The organism is Streptomyces cahuitamycinicus, from assembly GCF_002891435.1.
Lineage (GTDB): Bacteria > Actinomycetota > Actinomycetes > Streptomycetales > Streptomycetaceae > Streptomyces > Streptomyces cahuitamycinicus.
The window spans coordinates 1-24380 of sequence record NZ_POUC01000086.1 but is presented as its reverse complement, the minus strand read 5'-3'; the positions used below and the strand labels follow the sequence as shown (position 1 = coordinate 24380).

Below are 24380 nucleotides of genomic sequence, written 5' to 3'. Positions count from 1 at the left end.
CCGCCCACCCCCTCGTCCGCCCCTTCTTCGGCACCGGCGTCCTCGGCGGCTTCACCACCTTCTCGACCTACGCCGTCGACATCCGCGGACTCGTCGACGGCGGCCAGATCGGCACCGGTCTGGCCTACCTCGCCGCGACCCCGCTCGCGGCGCTCACAGCGGTGTGGCTCGCGGCCGGGACGACCCGCCGCGCCCTGAAAGGGAGGCGGCCATGACGGGACTCACCGGCAGCGCCCTGCGCCTGACCGTCTTCAGGGGCGAGATCGAAGCGATCCGGTATTCCGGACGCGGGGATGATCCCGGCACAGCGGACACGCAGGGTAAGAGGTCGTTGTGAACTGGCTGCTGGTCGTCTGCGGTGCGATGGTCGGCGCCCCGCTGCGCTACCTCACGGACCGGGAGGTCCAGTCCCGGCACGATTCCGTCTTCCCCTGGGGCACCTTCACGGTGAACGTGGCCGGCTGTCTGGTCCTCGGCCTGCTCACCGGAGCCGCCGCCCACCTTCACCTGCTGCTCGGCACCGGCCTGTGCGGGGCCCTGACGACATACTCGACGTTCTCCTACGAGACGCTGCGGCTGGCGGAGACCGGGGCACGTCTCCAGGCCACCCTCAACGTCGCGGTCAGTGTGGCGGCCGGTCTCGCCGCGGCCTTCGCGGGGGCGGCACTGGCGCGTATGTGAGACGCGTCGAGATCCGTTCTCGTGCGGGTGCTGTAAGACGGTCCTCTCCGCTCCAGCCCCCGAGCAGAACTGGATCCCATGAGCGTCATCAGCGTCGGTCAGGCCGTCGTCCTCGGAGCCGTCGAGGGGGTGACCGAGTTCCTTCCCGTCTCCTCGACCGGCCATCTGAAGATCGTCGAGGGGCTGATGGGCATCCCCGTCGACGACGACGCCGTGGTCGGGTTCTCGGCCGTCATCCAGGTCGGCGCCATCGCGGCGGTGCTCGTGTACTTCTTCAAGGACATCGTGCGGATCGTGTCAGCGTGGGGGAGGGGCCTGCGCGACCGCGAGGAGCGGTACCACCACGACTACAAATTCGCCTGGTGGGTCATCTGCGCGACGATCCCGATCGTGGCCGTCGGACTGGCCGCCAAGCCGCTCATCGAGGGCCCGCTCGCCTCGCTGTGGGTGGTCGCCGGCTCGCTGATCGCCGGCAGCGGCGTGATGTGGGCGGCGGACCAGATGGGCCGGCACAAGCGCGGCGAGGACGACACCTCGTTCAAGGACGCGATGCTGGTCGGCAGCTCCCAGATCCTCGCCCTGCTCTTCCCCGGCTTCTCCCGCTCCGGCGCCACCATGTCCACCGCGCTCATCCTCGACCTGGACCGCGTGGCCGCCACCCGGCTCTCCTTCTTCCTCGGCATCCCCGCCCTGACCGGCGCCGGCCTCTACGAGCTCAAGGACGCCCTGGGTACCGGGGTGGGCGCCGCGCCGCTCGCCGTCGGCACGGCCGTGTCGTTCGTCGTGGCCTACGCCTCCATCGCCTGGCTGCTGAAGTTCGTAGCCAAGCACTCCTTCAACGCCTTCGTGATCTACCGGATCGTGGTGGGAGTGCTGCTGTTCGGCCTGCTCGGCGCGGGGGTGCTCAGCAGCTGAGCGTTCCGCCGGGGCACCGTCGTTCCTCCGCGGCGCCTCCGTGGCCGGTCGCGCCGTTCCCCGCACGCCTGTGGGGCGCCCCCTTGACAGGCGCCTCCCGTCGCCCGGAGGATCACCCCGTGAACCTGTCAGACAGCCGGACAGCCGGACAGCCCGTACGTCGCATCAGCGCCATGGAAGCGGTGCTTGCGCATCTGCGCGACGCCATCGAGCGCGGTGACTACGCGATCGGCGACAAGCTCCCCTCCGAGGCGGAGCTGTGCCGCACTCTGGAAGTTTCCCGGCCCGTCCTGCGTGAGGCGCTGCGGGCGCTGCAGACCATGGGCCTGACCGTCTCCCGGACCGGCAAGGGCACTTTCGTCGTCGCCAGTACCGTCGAGGACCCCACCTTCGGCGACTACTCGGCCAGCGACCTGCTGGAGGTGCGCCGCCACGTCGAGATCCCGGTCGCCGGCTACGCGGCCCGCCGCCGCACCCCGGAGAACCTCGACCACCTGGCCCACATCCTGGACCGGATGGAACGCGAGACGGACACCACGGCCTGGGTCGCCATGGACACGCTGTTCCACCTCGCGGTCGCCGAGGCCGCGCAGAACCCGGTCTTCCGCAGGGTCATCGAGGAGATCCGGGACGCGCTGGCCCGCCAGTCCGCCTTCCTCAACGAGCTCGGCGGCCGCCGCGAGCAGTCCAACCGCGAGCACCGGGCCATCGTCGAGGCGCTGATGGACGGTTCCGAGAACGACGCGGTGGAGGCCATGGCCCACCACCTCGACCGCGTCGAGACCACCCTCACCGACATCGTGCGCCCCCCGCGCACGGACACCCCCACGGAAGGCGGACCCGAGGCGTGAGCGAGCAGTCCCTGCACGAAGGTGTGCAGAAACGTATCGGCCATGTCGATGCCGGAGACGCGGGCTACAGCAAGTCCCTGAAGTCCCGGCACGTCAACATGATCGCCATCGGCGGCGCCATCGGCACCGGCCTCTTCCTCGGAGCCGGCGGCCGCCTCGCCGACGCCGGCCCGTCCCTCTTCATCGCCTACGCCGTCTGCGGCCTCTTCGCCTTCCTCGTCGTGCGCGCCCTCGGCGAACTCGTGCTGTACCGGCCCTCCTCCGGCGCCTTCGTGTCGTACGCCCGTGAGTTCATGGGGGAGAAGGGCGCCTACACCGCGGGCTGGATGTACTTCCTCAACTGGGCGACCACCGGCATCGCCGACATCACAGCCGTCGCCACCTACACCCACTACTGGGGCATGTTCTCCGACATCCCGCAGTGGGTGATCGCGCTCATCGCGCTGGCCGTGGTGCTGACCGTGAACCTGATCTCGGTGAAGATCTTCGGCGAGCTGGAGTTCTGGTTCGCGATCATCAAGGTGGGCGCGCTCGTCGTCTTCATGTGCATCGGCATCTTCCTGCTGGCCACCCAGCACCCCGTCGACGGCCACACCCCCGGCCCCTCCCTCATCGGCGACAGCGGCGGCGTCTTCCCGCACGGCCTGCTGCCCATGCTGCTGATCATCCAGGGCGTCGTCTTCGCCTACGCCTCCGTCGAACTGGTCGGCGTCGCGGCAGGTGAGACCGAGAACCCCGAGAAGATCATGCCGAAGGCGATCAACTCGATCATGTGGCGCGTGGGCGTGTTCTACGTCGGCTCGGTCGTCCTGCTGTCGATGCTGCTGCCGTGGAACAGGTACACCGCCGGCGAGAGCCCCTTCGTGACCGTACTGTCCAACATCGGCATACCGGCGGCCGGCGACGTGATGAACCTCGTCGTCCTCACCGCCGCGATGTCCTCCCTCAACTCCGGCCTGTACTCCACCGGCCGCATCCTGCGCTCCATGGCCATGGCCGGATCCGCGCCCCGGTTCACATCCGTGATGAGCCGCAGCCAGGTCCCCTACGGCGGCATCCTGCTCACCAGCGGCATCTGTGTCCTGGGCGTCGGCCTCAACTTCGTCGTGCCCGCCGAGGCGTTCGAGATCGTGCTGAACTTCGCCGCGATCGGCATCCTCGCCACCTGGGCCCTGATCATGATCTGTCACCTCCTCTTCTGGCAGAAGACCCAGAAGGGCGAGCTGACCCGCCCGGACTACCGGCTGCCGGGCTCCCCCTGGACCGAGGTCGTGACGCTGGCGTTCCTCGCCTCCGTCCTGGTCCTCATGTACGCCGACGGCGGCGCGGGACGCACCACCGTGCTGTGCCTGCCGCTGATCGTCGGGGCCCTGGTCGCCGGATGGTTCGCCGTCCGAGGCCGTGTCGCGCGCAAGTCCACGACCGGAGCCGACGCGTGACAGACGCGCCGCTCCACGAGAAGCAGGCAGTGATGTTCAGCAGTTCCCTCGCGGACGCGCCCCTTGTCCGTGAACCCGTCCACGCCCCCGTCGCCCACCTCATCCGCGGCGGAATCGTCGAAGGCATCCACTATGGCTCCGTCGTCGTCCTCGACGCCGACGGAGGGGTCGCGCTCCAGATCGGAGACATCGAGGCCGCCTTCTTTCCCCGTTCCGCGATCAAGCCCGTCCAGGCCGTCGCCATGGCCCGGGCCGGGCTGCCGCTCGACGGCGAGCTGCTGTCCCTGGCGGCGGCCAGCCACTCCGGAGAGCAACGCCACCTCGCCGGCGCCCGGCGCATCCTCGACCTCGCCGGGCTCACCGAGGACCATCTGCGCAACGTCACGGACATGCCGTTCGACCCGGTCGTCCGGGACGCCTGGGTGCGCGAGGGCCGGCTGCCCTCACGGCTCGCGCAGAACTGCTCCGGCAAGCACGCCGCCATGCTCTACACCTGCATGCTCAACGGCTGGCCCCTGGAGAACTACCTCGACCCCGGCCATCCCCTCCAGCAGGCTGTCGCCGAGATCGTCGAGGATCTCACCGGGCAGCGCATCGCCGGGGTCACCGTCGACGGCTGCGGCGCACCCCTGTTCTCCATCTCGCTGCACGGCCTCGCCCGCGCCACCGCCCGGATCGTCACCGCCGCGCCGGACACGCCCGAGGCCCGGGTCGCCGACGCGATGCGCGAGCACGCCGAGATGGCCTCCGGCTCCGGACGGGACGTGGCCGCGCTGATGCGGGCCGTGCCGGGGCTGCTCACCAAGGATGGTTTCGAGGGTGTGCAGGTCGCCGCGCTGCCGGACGGGCGGGCCGTGGCGGTGAAGATCGCCGACGGGGCGAACCGGGCGCGGGTGCCGGTGGCTGCCGCCGCGTTGGCCCGGGCGGGTGTCGATCCGGAGCTGCTTGCCGAGTTCGCGGGGGAGCCGCTGCTCGGGGGTGGCCGAGAGGTCGGGCGTGTGCGGCCCGTTCGCTCGCTGGAGCCGCTTGCCGGGGCTGCCCGCGCCTGACGACGTGCCGGGTTCTCCCGTCCGGCGGCTGCGGGTCACCTGTGGCTGATCGCGCAATTCCCCGCGCCCCTGAAGGGGCGCACCCCCACCGTCACTTCCCTCAGAAAGAGGACCCTCACCGTCATGACCGCCGCCACCCGCTCCGAGCACGATCTGCTCGGCGACCGTGACGTTCCCGCCGAGGCGTACTGGGGTGTGCACACCCTGCGGGCCACGGAGAACTTCCCCATCACGGGCATGACCATCTCCTCCTACCCGCACCTGATCGACGCCCTCGCCGCCGTCAAGGAGGCCGCGGCCCTCGCCAACGAGGAGCTCGGCCTGCTGGACCCGAAGAAGGCCGCCGCCATCGTCGAGGCCTGCCGCGAGATCCGTGACGGCAAGCTGCACGACCAGTTCGTCGTGGACGTCGTCCAGGGCGGTGCCGGCACCTCCACCAACATGAACGCCAACGAGGTCGTGGCGAACCGGGCGCTGGAACTGCTGGGCCACGCCAAGGGCGAGTACGGTTTCCTGCACCCCAACGAGGACGTCAACCTCGGCCAGTCCACCAACGACGTCTACCCGACCGCCGTCAAGATCGCGACGGTGTTCGCGGTGCGCGGGCTGCTGGACGCGATGTCCGTCCTGCAGGACACGTTCGCCCGCAAGGCCGTCGAGTTCCGTGACGTGCTCAAGATGGGCCGGACACAGTTGCAGGACGCCGTACCCATGACGCTGGGCCAGGAGTTCTCGGCCTATGCCGTCATGCTGGACGAGGACCGGTCCCGTCTTGCCGAGGCCGTCCAGCTGATCCATGAGATCAACCTGGGCGCGACCGCCATCGGCACCGGCCTCAACGCCCCCGCCGGATACGCCGAGTCGGCCCGCCGCCACCTCGCGGCCATCACCGGGCTCCCGCTGGTGACGGCGGCCAACCTGGTGGAGGCGACCCAGGACTGCGGCGCCTTCGTGCAGATGTCCGGCGTGCTCAAGCGCATCGCGGTCAAGCTCTCCAAGAGCTGCAACGACCTGCGGCTGCTGTCCTCCGGACCGCGCGCCGGGCTCGGCGAGATCAACCTGCCGCCCGTGCAGGCCGGTTCGTCGATCATGCCCGGCAAGGTCAACCCGGTGATACCCGAGGTCGTCAACCAGGTCGCCTTCGAGGTCATCGGCAACGACGTCACCATCACCATGGCCGCCGAGGCCGGACAGCTCCAGCTCAACGCCTTCGAGCCGATCATCCTGCACTCCCTGTCGGAGTCCATCACGCATCTGCGGAGCGCGTGCGTGACCCTGGCCGAGCGCTGCGTATCCGGCATCACCGCCAACACCGAGGCGCTGCGCACGAGCGTCGAGAACTCCATCGGCCTGGTCACCGCCCTCAACCCGCACATCGGCTACACGGCTGCCACCGACATCGCCAAGGAGGCCCTCGCCACCGGCCGGGGCGTCGCCGAACTCGTCCTGGAGAAGGGCCTGCTCCCCGCCGAGACACTCGCAGGACTGCTGCGCCCCGAGGTCCTGGCGGGCAGCGTCCGGACCACGGTCTGACCCAGGACAGCGCACCGGGACAGGTGAAGGGAGAATAGCGATCATGACGTCGTCGACGACCTTCCAGCCGGTCCTGGAGCGCATCGCCGAGGAGGTCGAGCGGACCCCCCGCCGTGGCCGGCCCGCCGACTACATCCCGGCGCTCGCCGCCTGCGACCCGCGCCGCTTCGGCATGGCCGTCGCCGACCTCGACGGCACGGTGTGCGGCGTGGGGGACTGGCGCCAGCCGTTCTCCGCGCAGTCCCTCACCAAGGTCTTCACCCTGGCCCTCGACCTGGCCCGCGAGGGCGACGCCCTGTGGGAGCACGTGGGCCGCGAGCCCTCCGGCAACCCCTTCAACTCCCTCGTCCAGCTGGAGTACGAGAACGGCATCCCGCGCAACCCGTTCATCAACGCGGGCGCCCTCGTCGTCACCGACCGGCTGCACACCCGTACCGGCGACGCGTCGGGCGAACTGCTGTCGTTCCTGCGGACGGAGAGCGGCAACCCCGACCTGTCCTTCGACCCGGAGGTGGCCGCCTCCGAGTCCGCGCACGGCGACCGCAACGCCGCGCTCGGCCATTTCATGGCGTCCTACGGCAACATCGACAACCCCGTGCCGACGCTCCTGGAGCAGTACTTCCGGCAGTGCTCGATCGCCGCGTCCTGCGCCGACCTCGCGCTGGCCACGCGCTTCCTCGCCCGGCACGGCATCCGCGCGGACGGCACCCGGCTGCTCACCCGCAGCCAGGCCAAGCAGATCAACGCGATCATGCTGACCTGCGGCACCTACGACGCTGCGGGCGACTTCGCGTACCGCGTCGGCCTGCCCGGCAAGAGCGGAGTCGGGGGCGGCATCATCGCGGTCGTGCCCGGCCGCTGCACCCTGTGCGTGTGGAGCCCGGGCCTCGACGAGCGGGGCAACTCGGTGGCGGGCGTGGCGGCGCTCGACCGCTTCACGACGCTGACCGGCCTGTCGGTCTTCTGACCACCGGTCTCACCCGGGTCGCCGCCCGGGCAAAACCGCGCCCGCGCCCGAAACGCTCCGGCCGGTGATCACCGGCCGATCACACGGGGCCGCCCGCCGAAGAGGGAAGTCCGGTCATGCGCCGTTGACACGCGGCCCGAGTGTCGGCCATGGCTTTCCCCGTCAATCTCCGCCGCTGCCGGATACTCGGTCCGGCCGGTAGGGCCTGCCTCACCCCGGGCGGTGAGACGGCCGGTGCCCTGCCCGTTCCTGGGCCTGCCACTGTGGCTGCCGGCGGGTCAGCTCCGGCCGGGCCTGCGGGCCGGAAGCCGCAGCACCAGCACCACGACCGCCGCGCCCGTACCGGCGGCGCCCGCGATCAGCCCCGCCTCCGTCCAGACGGACCCCTGCTCCTGTGGCACCGCCGCCGCGACCGCGGGCGGCGTCGTCACCGCCGGCCGCGCGGGCGGCGCGCCGAGCGAGCCCACGGCCTCGACCTTCCCGGCCGACCTGAAGCCCCAGTCGAGCAGTGACCGCGCCTCCTCGTACACGGCGGAACTGTCGCCCTCCTGAGGGTTCATCACCGTCACGACCAGGGTGCGCCCGTCCCGCCGCGCCGCCGCGACGAGCGTGCTGCCGGCCTTGCTGGTGTAGCCGTTCTTGATGCCGATCAGCCCCCGGTACGGCTTCACACCCTTGGCACCGCTGAGCAGCCGGTTGGTGTTGAGGATCGGGTACGACCAGCCGCCGCCACCGGGGAACCTGGCCTCCACCGTGGCGCAGTACCGGGCGAAGTCGGGGTTGCGCAGCCCCACCCGGCCGAACACCGCCAGGTCGTACGCCGAGGAGACCTGGTTCGGTGCGTCGTAACCGTCGGGCGACACCACGCGGGTGTCACGGGCGCCGAGGGACCGGGCCTTGGCCTGCATCCGCTGGGCCGTGAGCCGCCAGCCGCCGTTGAGCTCGGCCAGGACGCGCACGGCGTCGTTGCCCGAGTTGAGGAAGACACCGCGCCACAGGTCGGCGATCCGGTACGTACGGCCCTCGGCGACCCCGACCAGGCTGCTGCCGGCACCGACACCCTTCAGCTCCCGTGCGCGGACCGTGTGCCGTGTGCCCGCCGGCAGTCCGGGCAGCACGGTGAGGGCGAACAGGGTCTTCAGGGTGCTGGCCGGGGGGAGTTTGCGGTGTGCGTTGTGCGCGGCGAGCACCTCACCGGTGCGGGCGTCGGCCACCACCCAGGACAGTGCGGAGACCTCCGGGACACGAGACGCCCCGGTGCGCAGGCGGACCTGGGTGCCGGGGCGGTACAGCAGAGAGGGATGCGGTGCCGCGGCCCTCGGCCCGCCCGGCGGGGTGGGCTCGGCCCCGCCGGGCTCGGCCGCCGCCGCGGGCGTCAGCGCCATGAGCCCCGCGAGGCAGAGCGCACCCGCCGACACGGTCACCCGGGATGAGAATCCGATGATCATATGATCAACGTAGGAACGGACCTGCTCCGCACGGCGACGACGGGGCCGCACACCGCGCGCCGGCACCCGAATGGATGAGCTCCTCGCGTCAGCCCGGGGGCAGGGTCGGCTGAATGCGCCGCAGGAACGTCGCGTTGTCCGGTGTCTCGCGCATCCGCTCCAGGAGCGTCTCCAGAGCACTCTGCCCGTCCCGGCCCTTCAGCACGCGCCGCAGACCGTGGACCGCCGCCAACTCGCCGGGCGGCAGCAGGAGTTCCTCGCGGCGGGTGCCCGAGGGGATGATGTCGACGGCCGGGAAGACGCGGCGGGACGCCGGGTCCCGGCTCAGACGGAGCTCCATGTTGCCGGTGCCCTTCAGCTCCTCGAAGTAGAAGTCGTCGGCCCGGGAGCCGGTCTCCACCAGGGCCGTCGCGAGGATCGTGAGGGACCCGCCCTCCTCGGCCGACCGGGCGGCCCCGAAGAACCGCTTCGGGCCGGTCAGCGCGGCGGCGTCGACACCCCCGGTGAGGATGCGGCCGCCGGAAGCGGCCGCGTTGTTGTGCGCCCGGCACAGCCGGGTCAGGGAGTCGAGCAGGACGACGACGTCCTCGCCGGCCTCGACGAGCCGCTTGGCGCGTTCGATCACGAGGTCGGCGAGCGCGATGTGCTGCTTGGCGCTGCGGTCGAACGTCGAGGCGTACACCTCGCCCCGCACGCAGCGCCGCATGTCGGTGACCTCCTCGGGCCGCTCGTCGAGCAGCAGCATCATCAGCCGGCACTCGGGATGGTTGCCGGTGACGGCCGCCGCGAGCTGCTGGAGGAGGACGGTCTTGCCGGTCTTGGGCGGGGCCACGATGAGCCCGCGCTGGCCCTTGCCGACCGGTGCGATCAGGTCGACGACGCGTCCGGCCAGTCCGGCGGCCGGGTGCTCCAGCCGCAGCCGCTCGTGCGGATGCAGCGGCGTCAGATCCCGGAAGCCGCGCCGGTCGCGCGGGTTCCCGGCCGTGCGGCCCTCGACCCGTACGACGTCGGTGAGGCCGCGCCGGTCGCCGAGTACGCCCTCGACGAGGTCGCCCTTGCGCAGGCCGTACCGGCGGATCAGCGCGGGGGAGACGGCGGCGTCGGCGGGGGTGGGCAGGCAGTTCTCGCCGCGCAGATGCCCCTTCCCGCTCGCGTCGACGTCGAGGACGCCGGACACCGTCCGGTCCGGGGACCGCCGCTGTACGGGTGGGTTGTCGAGTGTGGTGGTCATGGTGGTGGGTGTCCTTTCACGGACGGCGGGCGTGAGTCATGCGAGTGGAGGGGGAGAGGGCCGCGAGAGGAGGGCCTGGAGCGCGCTTCCGGGCGGCGGAGAAACAGCACATCGGATACGACGGAAGACGTCGTGGTGCTGGAAGGGATGAAGAGAGAAAAACCGGCACCGGCGCCCACAAGAAGGGGCGTGCACGAGTGCTCATCGAACTATACCACCGAAAGAGGTGGACGGGGGACTACCTCAGCGCGTGGCCAGCAACCCGTACAGCAAGGGGATCCGCGGCTCGGGCAGCCGCCACCAGCCGGATTCCGTACGGACCATCTGCGGCCACCGCGGCCAGGGGAGTTCGTCACCCTCCCGCAGCCGCCGCACGGCGAGTCCCGCCTCCGTCAACGCGGTGACGACCTCACCCATTCCGTGCATCCACTCGTAGCTGTCCGTGGCGCCCTCGACGGCCGGGCCGTCCGTGTAGGTGTGGGTCCCGTCGCGGTGCACCGGACCGGAGCCTCCCAGGTAGTCGTGGCGCAGGAGCAGCTCGGGCCCCTCGCCCGGAGCGGGCTTCGGCCCGAGCGAGTTGAGCAGGGGATGGAACTCGACGACGTACAACCGGCCGCCGGGACGCAGGAGTCGGTGGACGGTCTCCGCCCACCGGGCCAGGTCGGGGAGGTAGCACAGGGCGCCCTTGCCGGTGTACACGGCGTCGAACCGCCGCCCGTCCAGGGCCTCGGGGGCGTCGTACACGTTCGCCCGTACGTAGGTCACGCCGGCGCCGGACCTCGCCGCGATGTCCCGGGCGGCGGCCACGGACGCCTCGGAGAAGTCGAGGCCGACGGCCCGGGCGCCGCGCCGTGCGAAGGCGATCGTCTCCGTGCCGAGATGACACTGGAGGTGCAGCACGTCCCGCCCGGCCAGCTCGCCGAGGTCCTCCCACTCGAACGGGGCGAACCAGCGCTCGGGGTCGAGGTCCTGGTCGAGACCGTAGAAGTGGCTGGCGAGATGGACGGGCGTGCGGGCGTCCCAGTTCGCCTGGTTGGCCCGCATCAGCCGGTCGTGCTCGGCGGACGTCATGGGGACATCCAACCGTGAAGCGTCCGCGGGCGCCGGGAGAACGCGGGAAACGGAGGAGTTGACGTGTCGCTCAGACCGAACGGGCGCGCGCCTCCTCGGCGATCCGCTCGAACTGCTCGCCCATGGCCGCCGCGAGGGCCTGGGCTCCCGACAACGGGCGCACCATCACGGTGAGTTCGTCGATGAGTCCGTTCTCGTCCACGTGGATGAAGTCGCAGCCGTTGATCTCCCGGTCACCCACGCGCGCGGTGAAGACCAGGGCGTGGTCGCGGCCGTTCACGTCGTTGATCTCGCGCACGTAGCGGAAGTCCTGGAAGACCCCGGAGACGGCGCGCAGGATCGCGGCGGTGATCGCCTTCCCGGCGTACGGCTTGAACACGACCGGGCTGGTGAAGACGACGTCGGGCGCCAGCAGCGCCTCGGCGGCGTCGAGGTCGAGCTTCTCGACCGCCTCACGGAATGCACGCATGGGAACCCACCTTAGTCAATTTGTTGAATAGGTGTGGAGTAGATTAGTCAACCGTTGATACGGTGTCCACATGTCTCTCAAGTACGCCGTTCTCGCCGCGCTCCTGGAGGGCGAGGCCTCGGGGTACGAGCTGTCCAAGGTGTTCGACGTGTCGCTGGCCAACTTCTGGGCCTCCACCCCGCAGCAGCTCTACCGGGAACTGGAGCGCCTCGCGCAGGACGGGTTGATCGAGGCCAGGGTGGTGCGTCAGGAACGGCGGCCCGACAAGCGCATGTTCACGCTGACCGAGGCCGGCCGTGAGGACCTGAGCGCGTTCGCCGCCACACCGACCCGGCGGCCGACCGCCATCCGCGACGAACTCCTCATCAAGATCCAGGCGATGGACGGCGCGGATCCCGGAGCGACCCGCGCGCTGGTCGAGGAGCGCGCGGCGTGGGCCGGCGGCAAGCTCGCCCGCTACCGGCGTGTGCGCGAGCGCCTCCTGGCCGGCCGGAGCGAGGAGGAGTACCTCAGGGAGACCGACCGCGTCGGCCCGTACCTCACCCTGATGGGAGGCATCGGCTTCGAGGAGGAGAACCTCCGCTGGTGCGAGCGCGTGCTCACCGTCCTGAAGCAGCGGGCTCCCCTAGGCTGAGCCGATGTTCAGCCCCGAAGGCCCCAGTCTGCGCGAGCTCGCCGTCCAGGCGCTGTCGTCCGTCGAGCGCGGCTACGACCTCCTCGCGCCGAAGTTCGATCACACGCCGTTCCGGACACCCGACGCGGTCCTCGACGCGGTCGGCGCAGTACTGCGGCGGACCGGGCCCTACGACGCCGGACTCGACCTGTGCTGCGGCACCGGAGCGGGCGTCGAGGTGCTGGCGGGAGTGTGCCGGGAGAGGGTCACCGGCGTCGACTTCAGCGCGGGCATGCTCGACGTCGCGCGGGAGCAGGCCGGGCCGGCGGGCCCGCCGGTCTCCTGGGTCCGGGCCGACGCCCGCGCCCTGCCCTTCGGGCCCTCCTTCGACCTGGTCGTGAGCTTCGGGGCCTTCGGGCACTTCCTGCCCCGCGAACTGCCCGGGCTGTTCGCGCAGGTCCGGTCCGTCCTGCGGCCGGGCGGCAGCTTCGCCTTCCCGCTGGTCGCCCCGCCCCGCCCGGGCTCGCCCGGCTCCTGGACGCTGCTCGGTTTCGACACGGTGATGCGGGTGCGCAACGCGCTCTGGCGGCCTCCGTTCGTCATGTACTACCGCGCGTTCCGCCTGGGGGACGTGCGGCGCGAACTCGCGGAGGCCGGCTTCCGGGTGGAGCTCCACGCGCTCCCGGAGTTCGGGCGGCGCGCGGACGGCAGCCCCCGGGTACGGCTCGTCATGGCCCGGCTGCCGGATTAGGCTCCGCCATCGGCGGTGCTCGTCAGCCGCGCAGCAAGTTCAGCAGATCATCGTTGAACGCCTTCTCGAAGCCGCCGACCAGGCCGCGTCACCGCCCGGGCGCGATGAACGTACCGACTGGTCGGACCGGGTGGAAGTCAGCCGGGGGTGAACGGCCGGATCAGATGTACGAGCGCATCCAGCGCAGCTTGGCCGCCTGCTGGAAGGGACCGCCGCCCTCGTGGTCGTTGAAGTCGTAGACCTCGATCGCCTTGTCCTCGTGGCTCCACGCGTTGAACGCCGCGAAGACGGTCGAGGGCGGGCAGGTCTGGTCCTCCAGGGCTGCCGAGAAGAGCGCCGGTGCCCGGCCGCGGGCGGCGAAGTGGACGCCGTCGAAGTAGGACACCGTGCGCAGGGCGTCCTCGGTGCGGCCGCGGTGCGTCTTGAGGTAGAGACCGATCTCCCGGTACGGGTGCCGGTCCGTGATCGTCGCCGCGCGGGGGAAATCGCACAGGAACGGCACGTCCGGCGCGATGCCGGCCAGGTCGGGGACCAGGCCGCCGACCGCGATCGTGATGCCGCCGCCCTGGCTGGAACCGACGACAACCGTGCGCGCCGGGTCGGTGAGGGGGTGCGAGCGGGCCGCCTCCACGGCACGCACGGCGTCCGTGTACACCCGGCGGTAGTAGTAGTTCTCCGGGGCGTCCATGCCGCGCGTCATGAAACCGGGGTACGCGGGCGCGCCGCCCACCGGGTCCGCCGTGCCGCCGCCCCCGCCCCAGGCGCTGCCCTGCCCGCGGGTGTCCATCACGAAGTGTGCCCGGCCCGAGGACGCCCACAGCAGGTGCTCGTGGGGCAGCCCGCGCCCGCCGCCGTATCCGATGAACTCCACGACCAGCGGCAGCGGGCCGTCCGCTCCGGCCGGGAGCGTGAGCCAGCCCTTGACCGGATGACCACCGAAACCGGCGAACGTCACGTCGAACACCTGCACGGTGGTCAGGCCCGTGTCCACCGGTTCGAAACGGGCGTCCAGATCATGCCCGCGCGCCTCCTGGAGGGTCTTGGACCAGAACGCGTCGAAGTCCTCGGGCTCGGTGGCCGCGCTGCGGTACTCGCGGAGTTCGTCGAGCGGAAGGTCGAACAGGGCCATCTAGGACCGCCTTGGATGAGGAGCCGCTACGGGGTGCAGTGCGGATGATCACATTACGTGAATGGTCGGAGGACTGGCCAGGGTGCCTGATGTCCGCCGCCGCGTCTCACGCGTCGCGGTGCGTCCACTGCGGTTCCGTACGGGCCCATGCCAGGTCCCACTCGGCCAGCCGGTGACGCAGCGCCACCCTGCGAACCAGGAAGTGGCCGAACAGCACCACCAGCACCGCGCCGCCGGCGGCGCAGGTACCGATGGTGAGGGTGTGCTGCCAGACCGCCGCTCCGTCCACCGGCGGCAGCACGTTCCGGCCCCGGTCGTCGAACCAGACGTCCACGGTCTCGCCCTGCCGGGTGTCCGCGGGGACTCGGGCCGTCGCGGTGCGCGTGCCCTCGCCCGGCTCGGTCCAGCGCACGGTCGCCCGGTAGGCGTGCTGCTCGCCGGCCTGCACCGACGGCAGTGAGTCGTCGTTCCTGTCGATCACCTCGGCCCGGACGCGATGCCGCTCGGCCCGCTGTTCGGCCGACACCGACCGCGCCTCTCCGTGGGCCCACCAGGCGGCGGAGGTTCCGGCCAGTGGCGCGCCCACGAGGACGAGGACGGCGACCACCAGTACCGTCCACGCTTCCACGACATCCGACCGGCGCCGCAGCGGACTGCGCCGCCAACGCCAGCCGCGCACCCGGGTTCGCATGCACACCTCCTCGCCGTCACCCCGCGGCCCGGAGGGCCGGACCGGCCGAGCGCCGCGGTCCCGCCACGCGTGAGCGTGCCCTCACGGACGGAGTACCCCCTCCGGTGCCCGCCGATCGCCCCGGGCCGGACGCACGGCCGGAGCGCCCTGCGATGGCCCTCCGGCTGGGTCCCCGGCGCGACCGCGGCGAAACAACGGGTCAGCCGAAACGCTCGATGCGGATCCGGTCCACCGGCTGACCGGCCGTCACGAGCAGCCTGGAGGCGTGCTCGGCGAAGGCGTTGGAGCCGCACACATAGGCCTCCCACCCACCGGAAGGCTGCTCGGCCAGGAGCGGCGCCACATGTGCGGCCGCCATACGTCCCACTGCCACGCCCTCCGGCGCGCTCCGGGTGAAGACAGGGGTCGTCTCCGCGCCCAGCTCCCGCGCGTAGACGAGCTCCTCGGGGCTGCGCGCGGACACCACCAGCCGCAGCGGCACGGTCAGGTTCCGAGCCCGGTGGTGCCGGATCATCGACATCAGCGGTACGACGCCGGAGCCGGCCCCGACGAGCAGCGCGGGCCGGTCGCCCGGCCAGGCGAAGAAGCCGCTCACCGGCCCCCGCACCTCGACCCGGTCGCCGGGCCGGGCGACGGTGTGGAACCAGCCCGACACCTCGCCGCCCTCGACGTGGTCCAGGGTCAGCTCGATCTGCCCGGAGTCGTCCGGCGCGGACGCGATCGAGTAGTGCCGCTGGGCCGCGTAACCGTCCTCGGCGGTCAGCCGCACCATCAGGTGCTGGCCGGGCAGATGCCCCGGCCAGCCGGGGACCGCGAGCCGGAAGGTGGCCACCCGCGGGGTCTCCCGGCGGATCCCGGTGATGGTGGCGGTCTGCCACTGCGACGCGGCCTGCTCGCTCACGGCGATGCGCCCGGGCACGGCGAACCGCGTCGGGGGCACGAAGATGTCCGTCACCGCGGTCTCAGTCACCGGAGTACCTCTGCTCCTCCCACGGGTTGCCCCGCTCGTGATAGCCGTTGCGCTCCCAGAAGCCCGGCTCGTCGTGGTCGAGGATCCGCAGGCCCGCGATCCACTTGGCGCTCTTCCAGAAGTACAGGTGCGGCACCAGCAGCCGTGCCGGGCCGCCGTGCTCGGGGGCCAGGGGCTTTCCGTCGTACTCCCAGGCGATCCAGGCGCGTCCACCGGTCAGGTCGGCGAGCGGGAGGCTCGCGGTGTACCCGGTGTGCGAGTAGGCCACGGCATGGGTGGCCGACGCATGGGGCCGGGCCGTGTCCAGGAACGCGTCCAGGGACACGCCGGCGAACCGCACCCCGAACTTCGACCAGCTCGTCACACAGTGAATGGCCCCCTCGTACGCCGACGGCGGCAGCCGGTGCGCCTCCTCCCAGTCCCAGGTGCGGGGCTCGGCAACCAGCCCGTCGACACGGAAGGTCCAGTCGGCGGGCGCCAGCTCGGGAGTGACCTCGGCGGACAGCACGGGCCAGTCGTCGCCCGCGTCGTACTGGCCGGGCGGCAGACCGGGGTCGGCGACGCGCGGTCGCCCGGTGAAGCCTCGGGTGATGTGCATGCGGTGGTGCCTCCGGGCCGGGCCGGCGGTGCCCCGCCGGACCGGTGTGCTCGGTGTTTGCGTCCTCAACCGTACGTGCAGGGCGTCCTGGCCCGGCCGGCCGGGAGCGGCCCTACGCGTTGTAGCGCACGAGGTACTCCGCGAACCGGCGAAGGTCCTCCGCCGGCCAGCCGGTCAGGCGCTCCCGGAAGGCCGCCCGGCGGCTCTGTGTGACCCGGTCCAGGATGTGCCGCCCGGACCGCGTCAGATGCAGGACCTGGACGCGCTGGTCCTTCGGGTCGGGCCGGCGCTCGATGAGGCCGGCGCGCTCCAGCCCTGCCACCTGGCGGCTGACGGTGGACTTGTCCAGGGCGTAGTGGGCGGCCAGGTCGGTGGCCCGGCAGCCGCCGCTCTCCTCGACGTGCCCCAGCAGTGTGTACGACACCAGCGACAGCTCGGGATGCAGCCGGCCCGCCGAGGCCCGGGCACGGCGGGCGAAGACCGTCATCTCCCGCTGGATGCTCTCCACGGCGTCGGCGCTGTGCACGGGGCCTCCCTCACCACGGTGCTGCACGGCTCCTCCCATGGTTGCACAACCCAACCACCCCGACCCGGGCGGCGTCACGTCCGCCGTACGGGCGCCGGGGCCGTCGGGTAGGGTTGCCGTCCGGCCGGGGAGGGACCCCGCCGTCGGAAGCCGACGAGGAGGTGAGACCCATTACCGCTGTGTCAGTTCGGGTGCTCTCCTCTCGACGTCGCGCGGATCGCCGGTCGTAGGCGACCGCCGGAGCGCCCTTCGGTTCCCGAAAGGCTCTGGGCTTCATGCCGTCTCTGTCTTCCCTCCCCTCTTCCACGCCGTCCCGTGACGCGGTCGTCACCGCCCTGCGCACAGCGGGGTGCGTCTTCGCCGAGGACGAGGCCGAGTTGATCCTCGCCGCCGCGGGCACCCCGGCCGAGGCCGCCGCCATGGTCGAGCGCCGCGTGGCGGGCCTGCCGCTCGAACTCGTCGTCGGCTGGGCCGAGTTCCGTGGTCTGCGCATCGCCGTCGCCCCCGGTGTCTTCGTGCCGCGCCGGCGCACCGAGTTCCTGGTGGAGCAGGCCCTTGAGCGGGCGCCCGGGGCCGCCGTCGTCGTGGACCTGTGCTGCGGCTCGGGCGCCGTGGGAGCGGCGCTGGCCGCCGCGCTCGGCGACATCGAACTGCACGCCGCCGACATCGACCCGGCCGCCGTGCGGTGCGCCCGCGGCAACATCGCCGCCGCCGGCGGCAAGGTCCACCGGGGAGATCTCTTCGAGGCGCTGCCCGACGCGCTGCGCGGTCGCGTCGGCATCCTCGCGGCCAACGTGCCGTACGTGCCGAGCGACGAGATCGGGCTGCTTCCGCAGGAGGCCCGTGACCACGAGCCGCTGACCGCCCTCGACGGCGGCACGGACGGCCTCGACGTGCTGCGCAGGGTCGCGGCCGAGGCGCCACGCTGGCTCGCCCCCGGCGGCTGCGTCCTGGTGGAGACGAGCCGGGACCAGGCCCCGGCCGCCGTCGAGGCCTTCGAGCGCACCGGCCTGGCGGCACGGCTGGCCGTGTCGGAGGAGCTGTACGCCCACGTGGTGATCGGCATCAGACCGTAGGACCCGCAAGCCCCCGGTCCGGTGGGGTGGCCCGCGCGATGAGCAGCGCCACGTCGTCGAAGTTGTCCGGCTCGTGCAGGGTGCGCAGCAGCAGGTCGCAGACCTCTTCCAGCGGCCGGTCGGGCCCGTCGAGCAGGGACAGCAGGGTGCCGAGCCGCTCGTCGAGCGGGTCGCGCCGGGTCTCGACGAGGCCGTCGGTGTAGAACACCAGCCGGTCGCCGGGTTCCAGGTCGACGATGGTGGTGGAGAAGGCCACACCGCCCACCCCGAGCGGCACTCCGGTCGGCAGGTCGAGCAGCTCCGGGGGCCGGCCCGGCCGTGCGCGGACCGGCGGCAGATGTCCGGCGTTGGCGATCCGGCACTGCCGCAGATGCGGGTCGTGAACGGCGTAGACGCACGTGGCGATGGTCTGTTCGAGACCCGCGGTGATCTTGTCGAGGTGCTCCAGGAGCACGTTCGGGTCGAGGTCGAGGGAGGCGAGGGTGTTGGTCGCCGTGCGCAGCCGCCCCATGGCCGCCGCCGCGGGGATGCCGCTGCCCATCACATCGCCCACGACGAGCGCCGTTTTCCCGGCGTCCAGCGGGATCACGTCGAACCAGTCGCCGCCGACCTCGCTCGTGGCCCCGGCCGGCTGGTAGCGGGAGGCGACCTCCAGCCCGCCCGTGACCGGCGGATGGCTGGGCAGCAGGCTGCGCTGCAGAGTGAGCGCGGTCTCGCGGGCGCTCTGGTACCAGCGGGCGTTGTCGATCTGCACGGCGGCCCGGGCGGCCAGCTCGCGCGCCAGCAGCAGGTCGTCCTCGCTGAACGGCAGCGGATTGCGGGTGCGTTTGAGGTCCAGGGCCCCCAGCACCTCGCCCCGTGCGATCAGCGGCACCGCCAGATACGAGTGCACCCCGGCCCGGCCCAGCAGCTCCGCCGCCTCGGAGGAACGGGCGATGCGGTCCAGGTCCTCGTCCTTGACCTCCGGCAGCATCACGGGGCTCGCCGTGCGCACGCACTGGGTGACGAGCCGGTCGGGCGCGTACCGGGCCACCTGCCCGGGCGGGTCGGCCGCCTCCAGCGCCTCGGCGGAGTCGTACCCCTGCACCGCCAGCGCGCGGATCACGGCCGCCTCGGAGGGGCCCAGGCTGGTGCGCCGGCCCTGCACCACCGCGTCCAGCAGGTCGACGGCCGCGATGTCGGCGAGTTCCGGCACCGCCACCTCGACCAGTTCGCGGGCCGTGCGGTCCAGGTCCAGCGTGGTGCCGATCCGGCCCGAGGCGTCGGCGATCAGGGCCAGCCGCCGGCGGGCCGCCTCGGCCTCGATGCCCGCCCGGTACTGCTCGGTGACGTCGACGATCGAGACGGCCACGCCCAGCACGGTCCCGAAGGCGTTCTCCAGCCGGTACAGCGAGATCGACCAGGCGTGGTCCTGGTGCGGGTCGGCGTGGGTACGGCCGATCGTGGACTGGTCGACGACCGGTGTGCCCGTCTCCAGGACCCGGCGCGTCGCGGCCTCCAGGGCGTCGACGTCCATCCGGGGCACCACCTCCCGGGGGGTGCGGCCCAGGTGTTCCCCGGCCGGCACGCCGTTGATCTCCTCCAGTGCCTTGTTGACCGAGACGTACCGCAGCTCGGTGTCCAGCACGGCCAGCCCGATCGGGGACTGCGCGATCATGCGCGTCGACAGCGCCACCTCCCGCTCCAGCCGGTGCACGGTCGTCTGATCGGCGCACAGCCCGAGCGCGTAGACGTCGCCCTGGTCGTCCAGCAGCCGCATGTTGCGGAACTCCACCAGTTGGGTTCCGCCGTCCTTGCGGCGGATCGGGAAGGCCCCCGCCCAGCTCTGCCCGGTGCCCATGACATCGGCGAACAGCTTGACCACGAGGTCGACGTGCTGTTCGTGGACCATGATCCGGGCGGCGTACTGCCCGAGCGCCTCCCGCGCCTCGTACCCGAACAGCTCCTCGGCCTGCGGGCTCCACAGCACGATGCGGCCCTCGGAGTCCAGGACCACCGAGGCCACGCGCAGCACGTCCAGCAGCCCGCTCGGGCGCGCCGACCCGCGCACCGGACCGTCGCCCTCGGACTCGGGAGATCCGGCTGCACTCATCCCACGCCCCGCCTTCGCCGTCCTCGCGGCACGCCGTCGTGTGCCGACACCCCATGTTCTACCGCGCGGAGCCGCTTCCCGAAGGCCCCTTCCGCCACCTTCCACCATCCCCCAAGGCGGCGCGGGCCGCCCCATAAACCCGACACCGGAACCGGGGCACCGCCGGTAGTGCTCGCCGGAAGGTGGTGCTTTGCTGGGGTAGGGGCGGATACGGCATCCGGTGGCCACGAGAGGAGCGATCACGATGGCGATGGACCACGAGCGACCGCACCCCCACTCCGTCTCGGTGGAGATCAGCGGGTGCAGCAAGCACGACGCGCGGATCGTGTTCGACGCGCTGTGCTCCTGCTTCGAGTCCGACCGGTGCGCCGACGACGTGCCCGAGGAACTGCACGAGACCCGCCCGACCGTGTGGCTCGGCACCTTCGACGTCGCCGACGAGCACGAGGGTGCGCGGCCGGTGCACCTGTCGTCCTCCGTGGAAGCCGACCTGCACGGCGGCTACTGGGCGATCGAACGGTTCCGCACGACCCTGGACTCGCTGTTCGACGTGCACGATCTGAGCACGGTCTCGGGCGACCAGGAGAAGGAACTCCACGTGCGTCTGCGGAGCCGGTGACCGCCCCTCGGCCCGTCAGCAGACCGGGGACGGCTTGCCGGTAGACGGCGTGCACCATCGGCAGATGTGCCAGATCCACGCGTTCGTCCACACCTGCCACCTCACGGCGTGACCCGGACTGCCCTGACGTCCCGTGCACGGCGATCCGGGCCCGCCACGGCCCGCACCCGCCGACCACGACCTCGTCGGCACCCGGGTAGCCGATCATCACCCCGGCCGGGCGGACCGCGTCCGGATCGGCGTGGTAGACCCGGGCGCCTCCGGAGCCACCCGTGTGCTCGCCGGCGTCGAGCAGCACCGCGAGCCCGCCGCGCAGCCGGGCCGCCCGCCCGTGCAGCTCGGTCGCTACACGACAGAGCAGGGCGGCGGCGAGCTTCGAGTCGGCCGCGCCCCGGCGGCGCAGCCGGCCGTCGACGACGTCCCCGGCGGTGGCGGGAAGGACCAGGCCGTCTCGTCGCCGTACGGCGCGGTGTTCACACAGGCGTCCAGCGCCCACCAGGGCCCGGCCCGCCCCCGGCGATCTCCACCAGCTGCGCGACCGGGCGGCGGGTGTCGTCGTGGAGGCGGCGGTGCGGCAGCCCGCGGCCGGTGAGCCAGACGTCCAGGACCACCAGGACGGGTTCGTGGGCGTCGAGTCCGGCCCGGCTCGGGCGGCGGATCAGCTCACCGGCGAGGTCCACCACCGCACGGAGCGGTCCGAGGTCCCTGGTCATGACCCCTGCTGTGCCCTCCATCACCTTGTGCAACTAGTTGCATAAACCGTCGGTAGTCCTCTACAACTACAGGCACGACACCGCGCACGGAGGGCCCGATGAGCCGTTACCCGCACCTGCTGACCCCCCTCGACCTGGGCTTCACGACCCTGCCCAACCGTGTCCTCATGGGCTCCATGCACGTGGGCCTGGAGGAGGCCGAGGGCGGCTTCGCGCGCATGGCCGCCTTCTACGCCGCCCGCGCCCGTGGGGGAGTGGGCCTGATCGTCACCGGCGGCATAGCCCCGAACGACGAGGGGCGCCCCTACGAGGGCGGCGCGAAGCTCACCACCGAGGCGGAGGCGGAGCAGCATCGGGTCATCACCGAAGCCGTGCACCGCGAGGGCGGGCGGATCGCGATGCAGATCCTGCACTTCGGCCGGTACGCCTACCACCGGGATCTCGTCGCGCCGAGCCCGGAGCAGGCGCCCATCAGCCCCTTCCCGCCCCGCGAGCTCACCGACGCCGACATCGAGCGGACGATCGAGGACTACGTCCGCGCCGCCCGCCTCGCCCGGCAGGCCGGCTACGACGGCGTCGAGATCATGGGCTCCGAGGGCTACCTCATCAACGAGTTCATCGCGCCGCAGACCAACCACCGCACCGACCGCTGGGGCGGCTCGTACGAGAACCGGACGCGCTTCCCGCTGGAGATCGTGCGCCGGGTGCGCGAGGCGGTCGGCGAGGACTTCATCGTCATCTACCGGCTGTCCATGCTCGACCTCGTCCCGGGCGGCTCGACGCTCGACGAGGTCATCACCCTGGCCAAGGCCGTCGAGACCGCCGGCGCGACGATCATCAACACCGGCATCGGCTGGCACGAGGCCCGTATCCCCACCATCGCCACCTCCGTGCCGCGCGGCGCGTACACCTGGGTGACCAAGCGGCTCATGGGCGAGGTGTCCGTCCCGCTCGTCACCACCAACCGCATCAACACTCCCGAACTCGCCGAGGAGCTGCTCGCCGAGGGCGCCGCCGACATGGTGTCGATGGCCCGCCCGATGCTCGCCGACCCCGACTTCGTCACCAAGGCGGCCGCCGGCCGGCCCGAGGCGATCAACACCTGCATCGGCTGCAACCAGGCCTGCCTCGACCACACCTTCAGCGGCCTGATCACCTCCTGCCTGGTCAACCCGCGGGCCTGTCACGAGACCGAGCTCGTGCTCTCCCCGACCCGGCTGCGCAAGCGCGTCGCGGTCGTCGGCGCCGGACCGGCCGGGCTGGCCTGTGCGGTCTCCGCCGCCGAGCGCGGGCACGACGTGACGCTGTTCGACGCGGCGAGCGAGATCGGCGGCCAGCTCAACGTCGCCCGCAAGGTTCCCGGCAAGCAGGAGTTCGACGAGACGCTCCGCTACTTCCGCACCCAGCTCGACTGGCACGGCGTCGACATCCGGCTGAACACGCCCGTCACGGTCGCGGACGTCGACGGCTACGACGAGGTCGTCGTCGCCACCGGCGTCAGCCCGCGCACCCCCGAGATCCCCGGAGTCGACCACCCGAGCGTCGTCGGCTACCTCGACGTCCTGCGCGACGGAGCCCCCGTCGGCGACCGGGTCGCGATCCTCGGCGCGGGCGGCATCGGCTTCGACGTCGCCGAGTTCCTCACCGACGGCGGCGGCAAGGCCCACGAGGACCCGCAGACGTACTTCCGTCAGTGGGGCGTCGACATGGACTACCGCGGCCCCGGCGGCCTCGCCGCACCCGAGCGGCCCGCCCCGCCGCGCACCGTCCACCTGCTCCAGCGCAAGACCTCCAAGGTCGGCGCCGGCCTCGGCAAGACCACCGGCTGGATCCACCGGGCCGAACTAAAGCACCGCGGCGTCACCATGGTCCCCGGCGTGCGCTACGACCGGATCGACGACGCCGGGCTGCACATCACCGTGGGCGAGGAGAGCACGCTGCTGGAGGTCGACACGATCGTGCTCTGCACGGGCCAGGAACCCCGCCGCGCCCTGTACGAGGAACTGCTGGCCGCCGGGTGCAGCGCGCACCTCATCGGCGGCGCCGACGTGGCCGCCGAGCTGGACGCCAAGCGCGCCATCAAGCAGGGCACCGAGCTCGCGGCCGCCCTGTAGTCCGGTGACGCGTCCCTAGGATGAGGCCATGTCACTCCCGCACGCGATCCTCACCGCCCTGCTCGAGAAGCCGTCGTCCGGGCTGGAGCTGACCCGCCGGTTCGACCGGTCGATCGGTTACTTCTGGTCGGCGACGCACCAGCAGATCTATCGCGAGCTCGGGAAGCTGGAGGCCGACGGCCTCATCAGGGCCCTGCCGTCACAGCAGCCGGCCCGTGGGCAGAAGAAGAGCTACGACGTCCTGCCGGCGGGCCGCGCCGAACTGGCCCGCTGGACCTCCGCCTCCCAGGACCCCAAGCCGCACCGCGACACCCTGCTGCTGCGGCTCAGGGCGGCGGCGGTGGTCGGCACGGCGGGCCTGGAGACGGATCTGCGACGCCATCTGGAGCTGCACGAACGGCAGCTGGCGGAGTACCGGGAGATCGAGCAGCGCGACTTCCCGCCCGGCCGGGACGGCACCGAGGACCGGCTGCGGCATCTGGTGCTGCGGGCCGGCATCGACCTGGAGACCTTCTGGACCCAGTGGCTGCGGCGCGCCCTGGCGGACTTCGCCGAACTTCCGGACGGCGAACCGGTCTGAGCGTCCCGCCGGTCCCCGCCGCGACATGACGGCGGCCCGCCCGACCGGAGCGCTTCGGAAGGGGCGGGCCGCCGTTCGCACCGGATCAGAGCCGGTGCGGCTTGTTGCGCCGGCGCAGGTACCAGGCCGTGGCGAGCAGGCCCGATCCGACCAGTGTGCCGCCGGCCACCAGCGTGACGGTGCCGTAGTCCGTCGAGGACCCGCCGACCCCGCCCATGACGCCGCGGGACGGCGAGGCGGTGGGGGTCACGGAC

At 72.0% G+C, this 24380-nt stretch carries 26 protein-coding genes; 15 read left to right on the top strand and 11 right to left on the bottom strand.

Annotated features, from left to right (window positions below):
* From C1J00_RS14620 to C1J00_RS14585, 9 genes are all read left to right on the top strand, one after another.
* Window positions 1–215, top strand: a 215-nt coding sequence (locus C1J00_RS14620) for a FluC/FEX family fluoride channel (protein ID WP_146046188.1), incomplete at its 5' end; no start/stop codon positions are given.
* Window positions 212–337 carry a hypothetical protein gene (locus C1J00_RS47655; protein WP_281262756.1) on the top strand — a complete coding sequence of 42 codons (126 nt, stop codon included), beginning with the start codon at window positions 212–214 and terminating at the stop codon, window positions 335–337. The genes C1J00_RS14620 and C1J00_RS47655, both read left to right, overlap by 4 nt.
* The gene (gene crcB, locus C1J00_RS14615) at window positions 334–681 is read left to right on the top strand and encodes a fluoride efflux transporter CrcB (protein WP_102909521.1); all 348 of its coding nucleotides are present in this window, start codon (window positions 334–336) and stop codon (window positions 679–681) included. The genes C1J00_RS47655 and crcB overlap by 4 nt, the downstream gene beginning before the upstream one ends.
* 78 nt (window positions 682–759) lie before the next feature.
* Entirely contained in the window at window positions 760–1596 is an 837-nt protein-coding gene (locus tag C1J00_RS14610; RefSeq protein ID WP_102909520.1) for an undecaprenyl-diphosphate phosphatase, read from the top strand.
* Window positions 1597–1769: 173 nt separating this feature from the next.
* Window positions 1770–2447, top strand: coding sequence for a FadR/GntR family transcriptional regulator (locus C1J00_RS14605; RefSeq protein WP_102909519.1), 678 nt, complete (start codon window positions 1770–1772; stop codon window positions 2445–2447).
* A complete protein-coding gene (locus C1J00_RS14600; protein WP_102909518.1) occupies window positions 2444–3886 on the top strand; it encodes an amino acid permease in 1443 nt (480 codons plus the stop codon). The genes C1J00_RS14605 and C1J00_RS14600 overlap by 4 nt, the downstream gene beginning before the upstream one ends.
* 32 nt (window positions 3887–3918) lie before the next feature.
* Window positions 3919–4935 carry an asparaginase gene (locus C1J00_RS14595; RefSeq protein WP_102909524.1) on the top strand — a complete coding sequence of 339 codons (1017 nt, stop codon included), beginning with the start codon at window positions 3919–3921 and terminating at the stop codon, window positions 4933–4935.
* Between the two features lie 123 nt (window positions 4936–5058).
* Window positions 5059–6468, top strand: a complete 1410-nt coding sequence (gene aspA, locus C1J00_RS14590) for an aspartate ammonia-lyase (RefSeq protein ID WP_102909517.1) — start codon at window positions 5059–5061, stop codon at window positions 6466–6468.
* A gap of 43 nt (window positions 6469–6511) precedes the next feature.
* Window positions 6512–7435, top strand: a complete 924-nt coding sequence (locus tag C1J00_RS14585; RefSeq protein WP_102909516.1) for a glutaminase — start codon at window positions 6512–6514, stop codon at window positions 7433–7435.
* Window positions 7436–7713: 278 nt separating this feature from the next.
* On the opposite strand, the gene C1J00_RS14580 is transcribed toward C1J00_RS14585, so the two are convergent.
* From C1J00_RS14580 to C1J00_RS14565, 4 genes are all read right to left on the bottom strand, one after another.
* Window positions 7714–8883 carry a D-alanyl-D-alanine carboxypeptidase family protein gene (locus C1J00_RS14580; RefSeq protein WP_102909515.1) on the bottom strand — a complete coding sequence of 390 codons (1170 nt, stop codon included), beginning with the start codon at window positions 8881–8883 and terminating at the stop codon, window positions 7714–7716.
* An 88-nt stretch (window positions 8884–8971) separates the two neighbouring features.
* Complete coding sequence (rho, locus tag C1J00_RS14575) at window positions 8972–10114, bottom strand: transcription termination factor Rho (RefSeq protein WP_102909514.1); 1143 nt, start codon at window positions 10112–10114, stop codon at window positions 8972–8974.
* 243 nt (window positions 10115–10357) lie between these two features.
* A complete protein-coding gene (locus C1J00_RS14570) occupies window positions 10358–11185 on the bottom strand; it encodes a class I SAM-dependent methyltransferase (protein ID WP_102909513.1) in 828 nt (275 codons plus the stop codon).
* Between the two features lie 70 nt (window positions 11186–11255).
* Window positions 11256–11654 carry a nuclear transport factor 2 family protein gene (locus tag C1J00_RS14565; RefSeq protein ID WP_102909512.1) on the bottom strand — a complete coding sequence of 133 codons (399 nt, stop codon included), beginning with the start codon at window positions 11652–11654 and terminating at the stop codon, window positions 11256–11258.
* Between the two features lie 70 nt (window positions 11655–11724).
* On the opposite strand from C1J00_RS14565, the gene C1J00_RS14560 reads away from it, so the two are divergent.
* Both C1J00_RS14560 and C1J00_RS14555 read left to right on the top strand, forming a co-directional pair.
* The gene (locus C1J00_RS14560; RefSeq protein WP_102909511.1) at window positions 11725–12288 is read left to right on the top strand and encodes a PadR family transcriptional regulator; all 564 of its coding nucleotides are present in this window, start codon (window positions 11725–11727) and stop codon (window positions 12286–12288) included.
* A gap of 4 nt (window positions 12289–12292) precedes the next feature.
* Complete coding sequence (locus C1J00_RS14555) at window positions 12293–13018, top strand: class I SAM-dependent methyltransferase (RefSeq protein ID WP_102909510.1); 726 nt, start codon at window positions 12293–12295, stop codon at window positions 13016–13018.
* Window positions 13019–13178: 160 nt separating this feature from the next.
* Here C1J00_RS14555 and C1J00_RS14550 read toward each other — a convergent pair whose 3' ends face one another.
* From C1J00_RS14550 to C1J00_RS14530, 5 genes are all read right to left on the bottom strand, one after another.
* The gene (locus C1J00_RS14550; protein WP_102909509.1) at window positions 13179–14147 is read right to left on the bottom strand and encodes an acetylxylan esterase; all 969 of its coding nucleotides are present in this window, start codon (window positions 14145–14147) and stop codon (window positions 13179–13181) included.
* A gap of 106 nt (window positions 14148–14253) precedes the next feature.
* Window positions 14254–14838, bottom strand: a complete 585-nt coding sequence (locus tag C1J00_RS14545) for an Rv1733c family protein (RefSeq protein ID WP_102909508.1) — start codon at window positions 14836–14838, stop codon at window positions 14254–14256.
* A 199-nt stretch (window positions 14839–15037) separates the two neighbouring features.
* Window positions 15038–15793, bottom strand: a complete 756-nt coding sequence (locus C1J00_RS14540; RefSeq protein ID WP_102909523.1) for a ferredoxin reductase — start codon at window positions 15791–15793, stop codon at window positions 15038–15040.
* Window positions 15794–15800: 7 nt separating this feature from the next.
* Window positions 15801–16406, bottom strand: a complete 606-nt coding sequence (locus tag C1J00_RS14535) for a sulfite oxidase-like oxidoreductase (RefSeq protein ID WP_102909507.1) — start codon at window positions 16404–16406, stop codon at window positions 15801–15803.
* Window positions 16407–16518: 112 nt separating this feature from the next.
* Entirely contained in the window at window positions 16519–16971 is a 453-nt protein-coding gene (locus tag C1J00_RS14530) for a MarR family winged helix-turn-helix transcriptional regulator (protein WP_439333402.1), read from the bottom strand.
* A 236-nt stretch (window positions 16972–17207) separates the two neighbouring features.
* Between C1J00_RS14530 and C1J00_RS14525 the strand changes: the two genes are divergently transcribed.
* Window positions 17208–18008, top strand: coding sequence for a putative protein N(5)-glutamine methyltransferase (locus tag C1J00_RS14525; protein WP_102909505.1), 801 nt, complete (start codon window positions 17208–17210; stop codon window positions 18006–18008).
* Here C1J00_RS14525 and C1J00_RS14520 read toward each other — a convergent pair.
* Window positions 17998–20100: a SpoIIE family protein phosphatase gene (locus C1J00_RS14520; RefSeq protein WP_102909504.1), complete on the bottom strand. Its 2103-nt coding sequence runs from the start codon at window positions 20098–20100 to the stop codon at window positions 17998–18000. The two genes, C1J00_RS14525 and C1J00_RS14520, sit on opposite strands and share 11 nt — an antisense overlap.
* Window positions 20101–20350: 250 nt before the next feature.
* Here C1J00_RS14520 and C1J00_RS14515 point away from each other — a divergent pair, with 250 nt between their 5' ends.
* Window positions 20351–20719, top strand: coding sequence for a hypothetical protein (locus tag C1J00_RS14515; RefSeq protein WP_102909522.1), 369 nt, complete (start codon window positions 20351–20353; stop codon window positions 20717–20719).
* A 473-nt stretch (window positions 20720–21192) separates the two neighbouring features.
* Here the strand turns inward: C1J00_RS14515 and C1J00_RS47895 are convergent, their stop codons facing one another.
* Window positions 21193–21432 (bottom strand): hypothetical protein, encoded by a 240-nt coding sequence (locus C1J00_RS47895; protein ID WP_342751713.1) that lies wholly within the window; start codon window positions 21430–21432, stop codon window positions 21193–21195.
* A gap of 98 nt (window positions 21433–21530) precedes the next feature.
* On the opposite strand from C1J00_RS47895, the gene C1J00_RS14505 reads away from it, so the two are divergent.
* Both C1J00_RS14505 and C1J00_RS14500 read left to right on the top strand, forming a co-directional pair.
* On the top strand, window positions 21531–23546 hold the full coding sequence (locus C1J00_RS14505) for an NADPH-dependent 2,4-dienoyl-CoA reductase (RefSeq protein ID WP_102909503.1): 2016 nt from the start codon (window positions 21531–21533) through the stop codon (window positions 23544–23546).
* Window positions 23547–23574: 28 nt separating this feature from the next.
* The gene (locus C1J00_RS14500; protein WP_102909502.1) at window positions 23575–24126 is read left to right on the top strand and encodes a PadR family transcriptional regulator; all 552 of its coding nucleotides are present in this window, start codon (window positions 23575–23577) and stop codon (window positions 24124–24126) included.
* Window positions 24127–24380 lie beyond the last annotated feature (254 nt).